General features: G+C 51.6%; 13 protein-coding genes. 4 read left to right on the forward strand and 9 right to left on the reverse strand.

The genetic code is table 11. From position 1 onward, the window contains the following. Window positions 1-106 precede the first annotated feature (106 nt). Window positions 107-1,414, reverse strand: a complete 1,308-nt coding sequence (locus B9D94_RS24410; RefSeq protein WP_148248180.1) for a polysaccharide deacetylase family protein — start codon at window positions 1,412-1,414, stop codon at window positions 107-109. A 242-nt stretch (window positions 1,415-1,656) separates the two neighbouring features. Here B9D94_RS24410 and B9D94_RS24415 point away from each other — a divergent pair, with 242 nt between their 5' ends. Further along, window positions 1,657-2,511 (forward strand): pirin family protein, encoded by an 855-nt coding sequence (locus tag B9D94_RS24415; RefSeq protein WP_036638797.1) that lies wholly within the window; start codon window positions 1,657-1,659, stop codon window positions 2,509-2,511. Between the two features lie 99 nt (window positions 2,512-2,610). Here the strand turns inward: B9D94_RS24415 and bcp are convergent, their stop codons facing one another. Further along, window positions 2,611-3,066: a thioredoxin-dependent thiol peroxidase gene (gene bcp / locus B9D94_RS24420; protein WP_006208231.1), complete on the reverse strand. Its 456-nt coding sequence runs from the start codon at window positions 3,064-3,066 to the stop codon at window positions 2,611-2,613. A gap of 159 nt (window positions 3,067-3,225) precedes the next feature. Between bcp and B9D94_RS24425 the strand changes: the two genes are divergently transcribed. From B9D94_RS24425 to B9D94_RS24435, 3 genes are all read left to right on the forward strand, one after another. Next, window positions 3,226-4,284 carry an LCP family protein gene (locus tag B9D94_RS24425; RefSeq protein ID WP_148248181.1) on the forward strand — a complete coding sequence of 353 codons (1,059 nt, stop codon included), beginning with the start codon at window positions 3,226-3,228 and terminating at the stop codon, window positions 4,282-4,284. A gap of 80 nt (window positions 4,285-4,364) precedes the next feature. Next, window positions 4,365-5,681, forward strand: coding sequence for a glutamate-1-semialdehyde 2,1-aminomutase (locus B9D94_RS24430; RefSeq protein ID WP_148248182.1), 1,317 nt, complete (start codon window positions 4,365-4,367; stop codon window positions 5,679-5,681). A 171-nt stretch (window positions 5,682-5,852) separates the two neighbouring features. Further along, a complete protein-coding gene (locus B9D94_RS24435; RefSeq protein ID WP_148248183.1) occupies window positions 5,853-6,725 on the forward strand; it encodes an aminoglycoside 6-adenylyltransferase in 873 nt (290 codons plus the stop codon). Between the two features lie 165 nt (window positions 6,726-6,890). Here B9D94_RS24435 and B9D94_RS24440 read toward each other — a convergent pair whose 3' ends face one another. From B9D94_RS24440 to B9D94_RS24470, 7 genes are all read right to left on the reverse strand, one after another. Continuing rightward, window positions 6,891-8,339 carry an ABC transporter substrate-binding protein gene (locus B9D94_RS24440; protein ID WP_006208227.1) on the reverse strand — a complete coding sequence of 483 codons (1,449 nt, stop codon included), beginning with the start codon at window positions 8,337-8,339 and terminating at the stop codon, window positions 6,891-6,893. 130 nt (window positions 8,340-8,469) lie between these two features. Further along, window positions 8,470-9,336 carry a carbohydrate ABC transporter permease gene (locus tag B9D94_RS24445; RefSeq protein ID WP_076150627.1) on the reverse strand — a complete coding sequence of 289 codons (867 nt, stop codon included), beginning with the start codon at window positions 9,334-9,336 and terminating at the stop codon, window positions 8,470-8,472. A gap of 1 nt (window position 9,337) precedes the next feature. Continuing rightward, on the reverse strand, window positions 9,338-10,273 hold the full coding sequence (locus B9D94_RS24450) for a carbohydrate ABC transporter permease (protein WP_036638783.1): 936 nt from the start codon (window positions 10,271-10,273) through the stop codon (window positions 9,338-9,340). Window positions 10,274-10,370: 97 nt separating this feature from the next. Further along, a complete protein-coding gene (locus B9D94_RS24455) occupies window positions 10,371-11,693 on the reverse strand; it encodes a response regulator (protein ID WP_036638780.1) in 1,323 nt (440 codons plus the stop codon). Beyond that, entirely contained in the window at window positions 11,693-13,525 is a 1,833-nt protein-coding gene (locus tag B9D94_RS24460) for a cache domain-containing sensor histidine kinase (protein ID WP_006208223.1), read from the reverse strand. Before B9D94_RS24460 ends, B9D94_RS24455 begins: the two co-directional genes overlap by 1 nt. A 512-nt stretch (window positions 13,526-14,037) precedes the next feature. Then, complete coding sequence (map, locus tag B9D94_RS24465; protein WP_006208222.1) at window positions 14,038-14,784, reverse strand: type I methionyl aminopeptidase; 747 nt, start codon at window positions 14,782-14,784, stop codon at window positions 14,038-14,040. A gap of 27 nt (window positions 14,785-14,811) precedes the next feature. Further along, window positions 14,812-15,540, reverse strand: coding sequence for a TetR/AcrR family transcriptional regulator (locus tag B9D94_RS24470; protein WP_148248184.1), 729 nt, complete (start codon window positions 15,538-15,540; stop codon window positions 14,812-14,814). Window positions 15,541-15,794 lie beyond the last annotated feature (254 nt).

A 15,794-nucleotide genomic window follows, 5' to 3' on the forward strand; every position in this document is an offset into this window, starting at 1 on the left:
TCCCCCTCCTTTATTCTGAAACATTCTTAGGGATTGTGATAAATATCTCTAAGTACTAGTCTATAACTTGTGCAGCATAATTACAAACATAAAATACAAATTTCGACTACAAAGTTAGAACGCGATATTCGCTTTCTTCATATGTCACTCTTGTAACAGGGTGGCCGGAAAAGTCAAGCGCGTCCCGAATCGGAATCCAAGCCGTGCCGCCGATCAGATGCACATCCGATGACACAGGTTTGCCACCTGTTTGATGGGATAACAGCAAGCCCCCTACCGGGTCCGCATCCCAGCGATTCCCTCCAAGCTTCACCTGCACGGTTTTGTTATGAGACTTCCAGGACACGCTTCCGCCAAGCCGCTCCACCAGGGAGCGCAGCGGAACCATCAGCCGGCCGTCCACCAACTTGTATTCACCTGCCGCAAACGCGGTTTCAAGTCCGCCGAATTCCACGGCGAGCGTCCTTCCAGATTCAAAGAGTGCGGCATTGGCAACAACTTCCTGTGTGATCCACTGCTTCGAAGGCTGCGAAGCCTTTCGGGCCGCCTTCTGTGCGGTAAATTGAACAGGCTGCGTTTTTGTCGAAAGCACTTCAAAGGCGTACCCCTGCTTTTTATAATAAGAAATAATGTCCGGCAGAGCCTTCACGCTTTCGCCATGCCCTTTACCATCATGAAGAAGCACAATCGCCTCATTGCCCTTAACTTTTGTGGTTGCCCCTTTTACGATGTCCTTAACCGGGACCCCTTTATACTTGGAATCGCCACTGTCAACATTCCAATCGAATACATGATAGCCACCCTGCTTCATCAATTGAAAATAGGCTTCGTCAAAATGACCTGCCGTGCCCCCTGGTGCTCGCACCAACTGCGGCCGCTCCCCCGTAATCAAGCGGATGACTTCCTCCGTCTTCTTAATCTGCCCCCAGAAATCCTGAAAACGCCCGTAGAGCTGGTCGTAACGATGATCATATGTATGATTCCCGATGGTATGGCCTTCTTCATAGATGCGATTGATAATCTCCGGACGGGTCTCGGCTTCCTTGCCCAGTACAAAAAATGTGCCTTTAATTCCTTCTCGCTTCAATATATCAAGCACCTCAAGCGTTAAATCCGATGGCCCGTCATCAAAAGTGAGATAAACCGTTTTATCCGTTGGTTTTTTATATGAAACAGGTGCGGCGTTCACAGCGGGTTTGTCCTTGTCTGCCGTAATGACGATGGGCTTGCTTACCTCTTTCCCCTTCATCTGTGCAGCCTGCTGAGGCACTGCCAGGGGTACTGTCGCCAGAGGAGCCTGTTCTACATATATCTCCATCGGCCGCTGGAAGTCCAATCCCGTACCGATCATGATCAGAACAGCCAATACGCCGAAAAATACTGCAATTGATGTTACCCGCACCATGTTTTTCATTATCAACTCTACCTCCATCGTTTCTATGAGTTCGGTTTCCTGATAGATTATATGGGGCGATATTTGAAAAAAGACTAGAATCTGATATTTTCTTGCGAACTTGATTTTAATTCAGATTACTAGTAAACTGAATTTGAGTTCTTCGCTAGCGTTATCTTAATTCCATTATTATAAGAAGCTTCGTTATACAGATTTGGATTGATTCTTGGCCTATTTCGAGATGAGAAGGGATGATAGAAGCTATGGACAACAACTCAACGGTATTCAAACGCGATATTGCAGAGGTCAGAGACGTCGTTCTCCGGCGCAACAGCCCCATCCATGCCGCTGGACCCGTTATTGAATTCGGTAACTGGACCCAATCCGACCCGTTTCTCGGCATGATGGAAGACAAATTCCAAGCCGGTTCATTCGACGATCATCCCCATCGGGGAATTGAAACCGTTACTTTTGTAATCGACGGAACCCTCGAGCATTATGACAGCGTCTCCGAACAACGCGGGGTGCTTGGGCCCGGTGATGTGCAGTGGATGACTGCCGGCAGCGGCGTCATCCACAACGAAGTCCCTTCCGAGGGCGTAACGGCTCATGTCCTGCAGCTCTGGGTCAATTTGCCCCGTGACCGGAAAATGACCTCCCCTCGCTATCAAAACCTGAAGGGGGCGGAGATGCCGGTCAGACAAGAGAAGGGTGCGATCGCACGGGTCTTTTCCGGTTCATCCGGCCATGTGGTATCCGGCACTAAAAACCATGTTCCGGTTACGATGGTTGAGGCCATCCTTGAGCCTGGCGCTTCCATAGCGCAGGACCTGCCCGGCAGCTACAACGGCTTCATCTATATCCTTGAGGGCAGCGGAACCTTCGGAAGCCAAGGTGTGACTGCCTCCCAGAATCAGGTGCTGTGGCTGGGTGCCGGAATTGATGGAATGCCAAGTGAAATCCAGGCAACGGCTGTGGAGCCCCTCCGCTTCGTGCTGTATGCAGGCGAACCCTTGAAGGAACCCGTGGCCGCACGCGGCCCCTTTGTCATGAATACGGAAGAAGAAGTGAATGAAGCGTTCCGCGAATACCGGATGGGTACGTTCTTGAAGCATTGATCCCTCCCACCCGGTCTATTCCTCCGGTCCTATTTTCTCAAAAGAACGGTCCCTTATTATGCCTGTCCAGGCATGCTGAGGGACCGTTCTTCATATAGCTTATGACAGCACGGCTGTGAGAACCGCTTCGACATGACCTTTTACTTTAACCTTCCGCCACTCCCCTGTCATCTTCCCGTTCTCATCAATCAAAAAGGTGGAGCGTATAATGCCCATATACTCACGGCCGAACATCTTCTTCATCTGCCAGACGCCAAACATCTCGCTTACCTTATGCTCCTCATCAGACAGAAGCAAATAGGGCAGGCTATGCTTATCCATAAATTTGGCATGAGATTTCAGTGGATCCGGGCTGATTCCGATCACGACCGCGCCCGCCTCTTTCAAGGCACCATAATGGTCACGGAAGCTGCAAGCCTCCTCGGTACAGGTCGGCGTCATATCTTTCGGATAAAAGAACAGCACGACTTTGCGTCCACGAAAATCGCTTAAAGATACCTTCTCCCCATTCGAAGCCGGAAGTGAAAAGTCCGGCACCTGGCTTCCGATTGTCAATTGCGTTTGATCTACGATAAGGCTTCAACTCCTGCTGTACGGACCTTATGGCCCGTAAAATTGATTGTCTTTTCGAAAAAAATTATAATAGAATGAATGTCGAATATTCAAATGTTCTATCGAATTTATTCATCAGCGTAATCCGAAAGGAAGAACACAATGACCAAAAAAACAAAGAAGACGATTATATGGAGTGTAAGCATCGTGCTCGCAGCTGTCATTGGCTACGGCATTTATTATGCAGTTTCATTCTACGACGGCTTGCACAGTCTTCAAAAATCAGGCGAATCCTCCCCTTTCCGGGAACTTGAAAAAGTGGATGCCAAAGCCCCTGCCCCGCCAGAGTGGGAAGGAACGGAGACCGTTAACATTTTACTCATGGGTGTCGATGCCCGCGGATTTGAGGAAGGTGAAATCCCTCGCTCCGACAGTATGCTTGTTGCCTCAATTGATCCCGTAGCCAAGAAAATGCACTTATTCTCTATTTTGCGCGATACTTACGTAGAAATACCTGGATATGATCGAAACCGGATCAATACGGCAATTACGCACGGTCCGAATACGGCGATGAAGGCCGTAGGCGATTTGCTTGGTATCCCGGTTCAATACTATGTCTATACGGATTTTCAAGGTTTTATGAAGTTGGTTGATTCCGTCGGCGGCGTTGATTTCTATGTTGAGAAGGACATGAATTATTCCAGTAAAGCAGATAAAAATGAATACGACATTGAACTTAAAGAAGGCATGCAGCATCTTGATGGTAATACGGCGCTGCAATACGTCCGCTTCCGCTATGATGCGATGGGCGACTTCACTCGAACCGAGCGTCAGCGCGAACTCCTGAAGGCCGTAGCCAAGAAAATGCAGACCACCACATCAATCATGAAGCTGCCGGAGATTCTGAAATCCGTCAGTCCGTATATTGATACCAACCTCGATGTCGAGGATATGTGGAAACTCGCCAATGTCGCCTATAAGAGCAAAATGAGCGGCAGTGAGCAGGTTCCTCCGATGAAACTTCTGAAAGAAGAAACCATTGGAGGCGCAGCCGTCTTAACCGTTGGCAATCCGGATACGCTGAAGCAGTATATCCAGGATATCATGAATCCGCCGGTGCCTGATCCAGAGACCGAGGGCAGCGAGAGCACGGAAAGTGATCCTGCCAGCAGTTCTTCCGACAGCATCGCTACTCCATCCACAACAACAGACCGCAATTAACACCCTATACCGCATCAGGACAGGTCGCTACTTCATTCAGCAGCCTGTCCTGATTCATGAAGAAAGGAAGTTTTAGTCTAATGTCTACATCCAGAAACCATTCAGAAACCCTGTATCAAGAAGCACTCCAGCATATCGTTGGAGGCGTGAACAGTCCCTCCCGTTCGTTCAAAGCCGTTGGAGGCGGTGCCCCTGTCTTCATGAAGCGCGCAAACGGAGCCCACTTCTGGGACGTGGACGGCAACCGCTATATTGATTATCTGGCGGCTTACGGCCCGATCATAACGGGACATGCCCATCCGCATATTACAGCCGCCATTACAGCCGCTGCCCAAAATGGCACTTTATACGGTACACCGACCGAGCTTGAGATTACCTTGGCTAAAATGCTGAAGGAAGCCATCCCCTCCATGGACAAGGTGCGTTTTGTCAACTCCGGCACCGAGGCTGTCATGACCACGATTCGTGTAGCCCGAGCATATACCAAGCGCAACAAAATCATCAAGTTTGCGGGCTGCTACCACGGCCATTCGGATCTTGTCCTTGTAGCCGCAGGTTCAGGTCCGTCCACGCTCGGAATTCCGGACAGTGCCGGAATTCCGACCAGCATCGCTTCGGAAGTGATTACGGTTCCGTTCAATGATCTGGAAGGCCTGCGCGCTGCCCTGGACCGATGGGGCGATGATATTGCTGCCGTCATGGTGGAACCGATTGTCGGCAACTTCGGCATGGTCATGCCGAAGCCGGGATTCCTGGAGGGGTTATGCCAGATGACTCACGATAATGGTTCCCTTGTCATCTATGACGAGGTCATCAGCGCCTTCCGCTTCCACTACGGCTCCAGCCAAACCTACGCGGGCCTGGCTAACCACGAGGCTATACAGCCCGACCTTACAGCACTTGGCAAAATCATCGGCGGCGGGCTGCCGATCGGCGCGTATGGCGGCCGCAAGCACGTGATGGAGCAGGTCGCTCCGCTGGGCCCTGCTTATCAGGCTGGAACCATGGCGGGCAACCCCGCTTCCATCGCAGCCGGAATCGCCTGTCTGGAGGTTCTGCAGGGTGATGGGGTTTACGAGGAAATGGAACGATTGACAATCAAGCTGACGGAAGGCTTGCAGGCTTCCGCGGACCGCTACGGCATTCCGCTGACCATCAACCGGATCCGCGGCTCCTTCTCCACCCACTTCTGCGATCATCCGGTTACGAACTATGATGAAGCGCAAGACACCGACGGCGAAGCGTTCGCTGCCTTCTTCCGCCACATGCTGGACCGCGGCGTGAACCTGGCTCCTTCCAAATACGAGGCCTGGTTTATGACAACGGCCCATACGGATACGGACATCGAGGCCACGCTGGTTGCTGCGGAGGAATCATTTAAGGCCATGAAGAATTAATCCTATATATCCAAAAAGACGCAAGGAGGTACGCCCATGAAAAAACACCTAAACAAGTTATAACAGGCCTCCTATCCATGCGGTGCTTCTACGGTCCGAATTCGTGGACCTCCTGCCTGTCCGATTCGAATAAAGCTGCTCTAAAAATATGAATACGGAGGCATGGATAACATGAGAAGCGAACAAGAGATGATGGATTTGGTACTGGGCTATGCAGCCCGTGACGAACGGGTTCGGGCCGTGACCCTGGAAGGATCCAGAACGAATCCGAATGTGCCCAAGGATATATTTCAGGATTATGATATCAGCTTTCATGTAACGGACATGGACAGCTTCATTCAAGATCCGAATTGGATCGATGTCTTCGGGGAACGGATAATTCTGCAGACGCCGGAAGACATGGCTATGTTTCCCCCTGATCTGGGAGGCTGGTTCTCGTACCTGATGTTATTTACCGACGGCAACCGGATTGACATGACCCTGATTCCCATCGAGGAGAAGGAGAAATACTGCAAGGAAGACAAACTGATCCAGATCTTAATGGATAAAGATCAAATCTTTCCCAAGATCCCTGCTCCTTCCGACGAGGATTTCTGGGTACAGCGTCCGTCAGCAGCCTTTTTCGAGGATTGCTGCAACGAGTTCTGGTGGGTATCCACGTATGTCGCCAAGGGCTTGTGGCGGGCAGAAATCCTGTATGCCCAGGACCATCTTCACAACATCATGCGGCCGATGCTGTTGAAAATGCTGGAGTGGCAGGTAGGCACCCAGACCGATTTCTCGCTCAGCGTAGGCAAGAACGGCAAGTACTTGAACAAGCACCTGTCTGCGGACAGCTGGAATGAGCTGATGTCCACCTACCCTCGCGGAACCTACGAAGAGGTGTGGGAGGCGCTGTTTACGATGGGAGCGCTGTTCCGCAGAACCGCGCTGGATGTCGCTAAGCAGCTTGGCTTTGACTATGACATGGGGCAGGATCAGCGCGTGAGCGCCTTCCTGCGGCATGTCCGGCAGCTGCCGGCGGATGCACGCGAAATCTACTGATTCTGATTGAAGCAGCGGAAACTGTCGCAGGCTGTTGTGACCCTGCCACACGGAAATGCTACCGATGTTTGCCCCCTGGAAACCGAACAACCCGCTCAAGGAATTCCTTGAGCGGGTTGTTCGTATTTATCTTTAAAGATAGGCCGACCATCGCCGGTCTCTCTCCTATTTCTGCTCGATTTTGTCGAAGAAGTTCTCCTGTACTAACTTGGCCGTATCGTCCAGCTGCTTCTTGGAGTCCGTGCCTTCCTTCGAGAACGATTCCTGTACGACATTGGACATCGCGGCATAATAGTCCTGCGTGCCAAACTGCGCTTCCGGCTTGCCTTCCAGCAGGCTGAAGAGCTGTGGATCATATTTGTACACGTTGTCGTATTTATCGTAAATCGCTTTTACCTTGGCTGCGTACTCCGAATCATCGCTGAAATATTCAAGCGGTGTCGGAACAAAGTATTTGCCCTCGGCTTTGCGGGCATTGATTGTATCCTCCACTGATTTCAGAGCATCATCCGTAAAATAATCAAACGTAATGTAACGGAATGCCATTTCCTGCTCATCCTTCGTGGCGTTCGGGTTGATAACCAGGTAGTTGCCGCCCAGAATCCCGTGGTGTGCTCCGCCCTTCTCCATAGCTGGCATTGGATAAGCGATCACATCCTCAGGCTTCATGCCGCCTTCATTCAGCGCAGGCTGGATCACGTCAAATGCACCTGCAATGACCATAGCCGTACGTCCTTGCTGGAACGAACTGACAGCATCGCCCCAACCGAGAGCCCAGTCCTGGGGAATGGCATTTCCTTCCCATCTCAGTTTCTTGTAGAAATCCAGTGCCTTCACGCCGGCTTCCGAATTAAACACGGCCTTCACTTTGCCGTCCTCGTTCACTTCGATATCCCCGCCGGCTTCGAACAGGAAGTTGGTCCAGTTCCAGCCTGCCTCATTGCCTTTGCCCATTGGCGCAATACCGGATATACCTGCCTTCGGATCAGCGGCACCCTTCGCCGTGTTGTACATATCGTCCCACGTCCAATCCATCGGCGGCAATGCTACTCCCTTCGCGTCCAGCAGTTTCTTGTTCACGATGGTTGACGTGATGTATCCGTTCTGCGTAACGCCGTACACCTTGCCGTCTACGATAAATTGCTCCTGCAGCACAGGGTTCATGTCGTCCTTGTACTCCCAGTTGTTCCAGAACTCCGTAATGTCGGCTACCCAGCCCCGCTCCACGAGCAGCTGCGCCTCTGTAGCCCAGGTGTTATAAAATGTCGGTGCTTCGTTCGAAGCCATCTTTACCCCAATTTCATTGACGCTGTACTGCCAGTCATCCTTCACAATCGTCACGTTTGGATACTTCGCCTGGAAACGCGCGATTTTATCATCCTCCTGCTGACGCAGTGTGGTATCGTCCGGCAGCGGATAGTGAATCTTGATCGTTACTTTTTTATCCGCGACATCCTCTTTCGGCTCTTCATTCTGTGTCGTGGTTGTCCCCCCTGTATTGGTGGTCCCTCCCTCTTTACTGGTGACCTCCGGAGCTGCTTTGCCGCCGCCGCACGCTGCAAGCAAGGAGCTGAACAGCATAAGGCAAATCAGTAGTGCTGAGAACTTGCGCATGGATACTCCCCTTTTCCTTATTGAAATAATATGTTCTTTCCTATCTCCATCATAAAAGCGGAACGCTGAAAGAACGATGTGCATTCATATGACGATCATGTGCAGGCCTACGATCATGCAAACGCTATTTCTACCCTTTGACGGCCGAGAGGCTGACGCTGCGCATGATAAACTTCTGGAACAGCAGAAACACAAAGATAGGCGGCACCATCACCATGAACAGGATTGTGAATTTAATGCTGCTGTCCAGGTTCCGTGCATTGATCACATACTTGTAGATGGCTGTTGCCAGTGTGTATTTGTCCTGTGTCTGCATCACAAGGGACGGCCAGAACCAATCATTCCACGCAGTCGAGAAAATAAAAATCGCAAGCGTTGCAAAAATCGGGACCGACAGCGGAATCGCGATACGCAGAAAGCTGCTGATCTCCGAAGCGCCGTCGATGCGCGCCGCCTCAAATATCTCGGGATGAATCCCATCGAAGAAGTTTTTGATCAACAGGAAGAAGTAAGCGTTCGCCCCTGCCGGCAGCCAGAACGCCCAGTAGGAATTCAGCAGCCCCAGCTCCTTCAAATTGACGAAATTCGGAATCATATAACTCGATGCCGGTATAAACAAGGTCATGAGAATGAAGAAATAAATCGCCCGGTGATACGGAACTTTAATGCGCGAAATGCTGAATGCCGCAAGGCCCAATACCAGAATGGTCACCAGCAAATTACCGCCAAAAATAAACAGCGTATTCTTGAGAAACATCGGCAGATCAATGTAATCCCACCCCTTCGGGAAGTTATCCCAATGCCACTCCGAAGGGAAAAATCGCGGAGGAAACGTGTTGATCTCCTGGTTGCTCTTCAGGCCGTTGAACATCGTCATGCCGATCGGATACAGCATCGTAAAAGCCATTGCCGCAATACACAGCACCATAAAGCCGTAAACCACTTGATTCAAGGGTTTTCTCAAATCCGAAGTCGATAATATGCCTCTCTCTTTCATCCTAGTACTCCTCCCTGTTCATCTTGAATTGCAGGATGCCAAGTATGCTCAGCACGAGGAACATCAAGACGCCCATTGCGGTTCCCGCCCCGTAATCCAGCTGGTTAAACGCATATTTTACGGTGAGGAGAGCATAGGTGAGCGTAGCCTTGTTCGGACCACCGTCCAGCATCGCGAGCTGCGATTGATACGCCTGTGAAGTACCGATCAGCTGCAGAATCAGCATGAGTATAATCAGATTGCGCATCGAGGGAAGCGTAATATATTTGATCCGGGCCCATACGCCCGCACCGTCGATTTCGGCGGCTTCATACCAATCTTTAGGTATGCTGAGCACCCCCGCCAGATAGATCAGCATTGCCGAGCCGAATTGCTGCCACGTTTCCATCACGACCAGTGCCACCATCGAGAAGCGGCTATCCGATATAAACGATACCGGCTCTGCCCCGAAGAAGCCAAACAAGGCATTGATCGGACCTACCGGATCATACATCCATCTCCACATGCCGTAGAGCACGACACCGGGTACAACAAACGGAAGATAAGCCGCGATCCGGGCGAAGCCCTGGAACAGCTTCAGCTCCGAGATGGCAATGGAAGCCGCTATCGGCACCCAGAAGCCGATCACAAACGTTAACAGCATGAAATAGAGTGTATTACGAACGGAAAGCAGCAGGTCGGGATTACTCAGAACGTTGGCGTAATTATCCAACCCGACGAAGGTGTTTCCTTTGACAAAATCGATATGAAAAAAGCTGTAAAAGATCCCTTTAAATATCGGCACCCATAAAAACACGATAAAGATCGCAATAGCCGGAACGAGGAATAAATACCCCCATAAATACTTCCTCCACAGCGGCTTTCGCTTGTGCTCCTGCCGGGTACGATGACCGGGCTCCGTCAGAGCCTGGCCTTGTGACATGACCGTTTCTTCCATCAGACTCCCTCATTCCTTTATTTAATGTCTAGCTTTTATTTTAAAAAAGCAGGGGAGCCTTCGAACATGTCTAAAACTATGTGAAGTATGACCGTTCTTACTTCTTTAACTCACTCGGGCTGACGCCGAAGTACTTTTTGAAGATTTTGCTAAAATGCTCCGGGGACTCATAGCCGACCCGCTCGGCAATCTCGTACCGGCGAAGATCCGTGTTCAGGATCAGAGACCTGCTCTCTTCCATCCGAAGCTTGACCACATACTCCCATAGGCTGCTGCCGGTATATTTTTTGAACAGATAACTTAAGTAGTTCGGGCTCACGTGATTGTTCTTGGCCACCTCATGTATCGTAAGTCCCTTCTGACGGTAATGATCCTCGATGTACTGCCTGGTATTCTCAACGATCCGGTTGCTCTGGCTCGAAAGCACCTCCTGCGACGTTTCATGGGCATAGTTGTGCCAATTGAAGTCCCCGTAATAAAACACATGAAAATCATGCAGCTGCTGGCTCCACAGCATCGCCTTATCCGCCTGACGGCTGAGCACGCTCAAAAATTCGGTCCCCCTCAGGATTTGGCTTATTCCCACGGTACAGCTCTGCTTCAGGTGCTGCTCCACGTGGTGGTGCAGGCTCCGGCCAATCATCTCCAGGTGATGGATCTTTCCGCCCGCATTCTCCTCCATTTCCTGTTCGCTCCATTGAAGGATGATGTTGATATCCCGCTCCGGCGAGTAGAACGCCAGGGTGTGCGGCTCCTGCTCCAGCAGCTCTTTGGCAATATTCAGCGTTGCATATTGAATCAGGCGTATGTCTTGTGAGGAAAAAGAAGATTCGGTGCCTTGCTTGAGGGCAAGCTTCATCTTGATGACGGCAAAATAAGGACCGATCAAGCCGAGCTCCGACTCGTCGTGCAGATCGGCTAACTCTGACTGCTCCGGCTCGGTTGCAAGCCGCTGATTCAGCCGCTCCGTTCTCCCGGACGGAGGCTCATCCATCCGAAAATGCTCATTGTCCGCCATGAGAAACTGCTCTACCTGAGGTGCAGGTTTATCCAGCTTCAGCAGTACACTGCGAACCGAATCCAGAAACTGCTCGCTGTTCAGCGGTTTGATCAAATAATCCCTTGCCCCGAGCTGGAGCGCCCGCTGCGCGTATTGGAACGTTTCATGGGCTGAAATAATGATGGTCTGGACCCATGGCTTCACAATCTTGGCCTGCTGCATCAGCTCGATGCCGTTCATCTCACCCATCTGGATATCGGTGACCAGCAGATCAATATCTCCCATTCGTATGTAATCCAGCGCCTCCTGCCCGCTATAGGCCGTTGCAATGTCGTCTATGGCAAGCCCCGAAGACGTTAGCAGTCCCGCTAAGCCTTTGCATATCAACGGTTCGTCGTCTACCACCAAAATGTTGTACATCAGGAGACCTCCTGTTCGTTTAAGGTAATGGTTGTTGCTTCCATCCGGGGGATCGTAATGGTCACCCGGGTCCCCCCTTCATCTCTTGGTTCATATTGCAGTCCGTATCCACTTCCATAATGCAGCTGAATCCGCTCATGGATATTGCGGATGCCATAGCCCAGCGAATGATCCGGGGCTTCATCATACAGCAGCCTGCGGATGGATTCGTAATTGACCGGACGATAGCCGTTGTCCTCGATGACAATCCGGCAGTGTCCATCCTCCAGATGACCGGATATGCGGATGATTCCGTCCTCGCCCATATTTTTAATGCCGTGAATAATGGCATTCTCCAGCAGCGGCTGCAGCGTAATCTTCGGCACATGATTCACCAGCAAATCCTCCGGAACCTCCCAGTGGACCGCGAACTGGTAATCATAACGATTCAGCTGGAGATTAATATAAGCCCCCGCATGCTCAAGCTCTTCCCCAAGCGTAATGAGATCCCGGCCTCTGCTGAGACTGATCTTCATCAATTTGGACAGATCCTTGATCATTTCGGCAGACTCCGTATTCCCTTCCATCGTGCTCTTCCAGTAAATGCTCTCCAGCGTGTTGTACAGCAGATGAGGATTTATCTGCTGGTAGAGAAGCTGCAATTGCGCCTCCTTCTGCTTCAAATCCATACGGTATTTGTAATGGATCAGATCATTCAATCGGCGGGCCATGTCATAAATCGTGGAGATCAGGACACTGACCTCATCCTTTCTGCGCCGATACGGTGTTTCCGGCACAATGTTCCCCGGTTCATAGCGCCGTACAAAATGGGCCAGCTTCTGGAGCGGTGTCATCAACGACTGCCAGAAATAAAAGACGATGATTAGGCCCACAACAAAATAAGCGATGGAGATGACCTGGATGACCCGCTTCATCTCGCTTTGCTGGGCGAGCAGCGTTTTGACAGGAACCTTATAGACCAGCTTCTGCTGAAGCATATAGTTATAATCGATGACGTAGATGAAATCCGAGGTAATAACGTCCATGACGCCCATGGTAGAGCTGCCCGGATCAACCTCGGGCGGCAGCTCAAGCGTCCCCGCCAAGCCTTTTACCGATGAAGTCAAAATATTGTTGTTCCAGTCCGTCAAATAGAGCTCCCCGTCCGGTATGGATACCGTTGATAAGGACTCTCCGATCCGCGCATCCAGATTGGTAACAACCAGAACGCCGATGGTTCCGCCCTGATAAATATTGTTGACGGCCCGCACGTAGCTTAGGGTCTCTTGATCCTTGCGCCCTTGCACCGGGGGTGACAGATGCTCCATGCGCCGCAAATATCCGTTGCCCTTCATCGCCACGGCTTCATCAAACCAAGCCGGCTTCTCATTCTCGTCCGAGAAGAAATACACGCCTGCTTTTCTGCGTTCGGGGTAATAAGGAGCAAAAAAGTAACTGTTGTCGGGGTCATACACATAGAGTGAGTAATAAACCGGTTCGCGCTCATCCGTCTCCTGGGAGAAGGAAAACAGCATCTTTTCAAGGCGTTCATAGTTCTTCACCCGCTCCAGAACACTCCCCTCGGAAAAGGTGCCGAGCTGCTGGATCTGCGAGTTCTGAATGACTGTAGAGGTTACTTTGTTAACGGTTTCAATGTCCCGGTTGATGAGCTTGAAATTCTGTTTGTTCAGCTCGATATAGGCATTGGTCACATGGCGCTTCAGAATTTGACCAGCCATGGAATTCCCGTAGGCGTTGAGTGCAAACAACGGGATGACCAGCACCAGGAACAGCAGAATCATCTGCTGTTTAATATTCATGCGGCTTAGCGGATTTTTGAAGCGGTTCTTCATCTGCCCTTGCACCTCCGGCTTTTTCAAGCATATCAACAATCAAATGGAACCAGCGTAGTCATTCCTACGGAAATGATGCGTATTTTTACGATGAGATACGAAGTCTCAACTGGAAGTATTAGCCTCGGGGCATGTAATTTCCTGCTAGCTCGTCGGGGTTTGCAGGGGGCGTGGCTTCGGGGGGACAAAATTCAAAATGCCCCCATACGGGTCCGAGCGGACGGAATGGAGGCTTTTGTAACGGATATTTACTTGGAACTTTGCACCCCGATTCGATGCAAAAGGGAAATCCTTTGTGTCTATCAACAGATCGAATACGTTTAGGAGAATGTGGAGTTAAAACCATTGTGCGACGTTTCATTGTCGAGTGACAAGAACCCGGCATTCAAGCGATCCATCATACGGACGATGATCTTCCCCCCTTTCTCGGAGAACATTTTACCATCGCGCAGGCATCGCGCGGGACTCCGAATATGGGCGACTTCGCCTAAGGAGACCGTTCGCCTCCATTCTTACTGGGCCGTTAAAATCAGTGGTCCATCCGGCGTAATTGCAATCGTATGCTCATATTGCGCCGACAACTTGCCGTCGGCCGTTCTCGCCGTCCACTGATCGTCGTCAATCGTGATATGGAACGTACCTTCGTTGATCATCGGTTCGATGGTAAACACCATGCCTTCCTTTAGCCGGATGCCTTTGCCAGCTACGCCGATATGCACGTAGTTAGGCTCCTCGTGCAGGCTCCGCCCGATCCCGTGAGCCAGCAGATCACGCACGACCGAATACCCATTCGCTTCCGCATGCTGTTGTATCGCCGACGTTATGTCACCGAGCCGGCCCCCTGGGATAGCCCGGGCGATCCCCAGATCCAGGCATTCCTTGGTCACCTTCATTAATTTTTGCGCTTCCGGCCGGATATTGCCCACCGCATAACAATGGCAGGAATCGCCGAACCATCCGCCATATTCCACGACGATGTCGAGCTTCAGCAAGTCGCCATCCATAAGCACCCGGTTTGAAGGAATGCCGTGGGCCACCACATCGTTGACCGAAGTGCAGGTTTCGGCGGGGAAACCGTTGTACCCCTTCGTAAACTGCTTGCCGCCCAGCTTAGTGATGTGTCTGGCAACAAAGTCATTGATCTCCCGGGTGGTGATCCCAGGCTCAATCAGCTTGGTCACCTCGCGGTAGCAGTCCGCAACGATTTGGCTCGCCGGCTTCATCTCTTCGATTTCCCTAAGTGATTTTAAGATAACCATCTTTTGTTTATTCGCTCCTTATCCATTTTATAATTTTAATAACCGGGCGATATCCCTGGCCTCTTCGTGCAGCTTTCCGCGGCGCAGCGAAAGCGAGGCGCAGCCGACCAAGGCGGCCAGCAGCATCTCCGCGTGCTGCAGCAGATCCTGCGGCTCCGCAGCGTTTCCGCCGGAAGCGGCTGCCCCGTCCGCCGTATGCCCGCTTCTCAGCAGCGCGGCAAGCGGCGTGAGCACCTCCCGGCGAAAGGCAGCCAAGAGCGGGATCGAGCGCCCTTCAGGCAGCGCGGCAAAGCCCTCACCGGCCAGCTTATGCAGCAGGTACAGGGCGTGGTCCTCCGCCCAAAGCTGCAGCAGCCGGACGCCAGCGGCAGCGACGGGACCAAGCTCTGCGGCCGTTACACGGCTTCCGCTTCGGGAACCCGCGGCAGCCGAGTTCCCGGTATCCGCCGCAGCAGCCAAGCGGAAATGCCCGCCCGCCGGTGCCATCCCCGCATCTGAATCGTGTGGAGCTTCCATCGGAACCTCCAGCCAATCCCCGGCCCGATCCAACGCGTCCCACAGCAGATCGTGGAGCAGATCGCCCTTATTGCTGTAATAATGATATACCGTGCCATAGCCGAGTCCCGCCTGTGCGGCTACATCGCGGATTTCCAGTAAAGGTCCTTTATTCAAAAAAACATCGGCAGCGGCTTTCCGAATTTGCGCCAGACGCCGCAGCCGGATCTCTTCGTTTTGCTCCTTCGTGCGTGGAGTCATCTTCTCCGTTCACCTCTTTTATTTTTGACCTACTATTATGTCAATATAAAACATTGGCTGGCGAATAACAAGAGGCGAACCGGAAGATTTCCGGCTCAAACCTGAAAACGGTGTCTGGCCAGCGGATAGCCCGAGCTGAGGTTAAGCACTTTATTTCAGATCTTTTTTCCAGGCGTTACGCTGCAATGCCAGCAGTCCACTCATTTCATCCTAAGCTGCCGCCATATCCCCTCTACCCATAACTGCCCAGGGAC

This window comes from Paenibacillus sp. Cedars (genome assembly GCF_003184205.1).
In the GTDB taxonomy this organism is placed as follows: domain Bacteria; phylum Bacillota; class Bacilli; order Paenibacillales; family Paenibacillaceae; genus Paenibacillus_AQ; species Paenibacillus_AQ glucanolyticus.